The organism is Aliivibrio fischeri (genome assembly GCF_009727955.1).
Taxonomy (GTDB): Bacteria; Pseudomonadota; Gammaproteobacteria; order Enterobacterales; family Vibrionaceae; genus Aliivibrio; species Aliivibrio fischeri_A.
The window spans coordinates 1-1,033 of the sequence record NZ_WOBR01000034.1 but is presented as its reverse complement, the minus strand read 5'-3'; the positions used below and the strand labels follow the sequence as shown (position 1 = coordinate 1,033).

1 protein-coding gene is annotated in these 1,033 nt (G+C 45.5%); it reads left to right on the top strand.

All coding sequences use genetic code 11. The features are described 5' to 3' along the window. Positions 1-1,033 (top strand): elongation factor Tu (tuf, locus tag GNP81_RS19225; protein WP_069595067.1); only part of this gene is annotated, 1,033 nt, incomplete at both ends.

Here is a 1,033-nt window from a genome sequence, read left to right as displayed (position 1 = left end):
TGTCTAAAGAAAAATTTGAACGTACGAAACCGCACGTAAACGTTGGTACTATCGGCCACGTTGACCACGGTAAAACAACTCTAACAGCTGCTATCTGTACTACACTTGCAAAAATCTACGGCGGTGTAGCTAAAGATTTCGCATCAATCGATAACGCTCCTGAAGAGCGCGAGCGTGGTATCACAATCTCAACTTCTCACGTTGAGTACGATACTCCTGCACGTCACTACGCACACGTTGACTGTCCTGGACACGCCGATTATGTTAAAAACATGATCACTGGTGCTGCTCAAATGGATGGTGGTATCCTAGTTGTTGCTGCAACAGATGGTCCAATGCCACAAACTCGTGAGCACATCCTACTTGGTCGTCAAGTTGGTATCCCTTACATCATCGTATTCATGAACAAATGTGACATGGTTGATGATGAAGAGCTTCTAGAACTAGTTGAAATGGAAGTTCGTGAACTTCTTTCTGAGTACGACTTCCCAGGTGATGATCTACCAGTAATTCAAGGTTCAGCTCTTGGCGCTCTAAACGGCGAAAAAGAGTGGGAAGACAAGATCGTTGAGCTTGCAGAAGCACTAGATTCTTACATCCCAGAACCAGAGCGTGCTGTTGACCAACCGTTCCTACTACCAATTGAAGATGTATTCTCAATCCAAGGTCGTGGTACAGTTGTAACTGGTCGTATCGAGCGTGGTATCCTACGCGTAGGTGACGAAGTAGAAATCGTTGGTATCAAAGAAACAACAATGACTACTTGTACAGGTGTTGAAATGTTCCGTAAACTGCTTGACGAAGGCCGTGCAGGTGAGAACGTTGGTGCACTACTACGTGGTACTAAGCGTGATGACGTTGAACGTGGCCAAGTACTTGCTGCTAAAGGTTCAATCAACCCACACACTAAATTTGAGTCAGAAGTGTACGTTCTTTCTAAAGATGAAGGCGGCCGTCACACTCCTTTCTTCAAAGGTTACCGTCCACAGTTCTACTTCCGTACAACTGACGTAACAGGCGACATCACTCTACC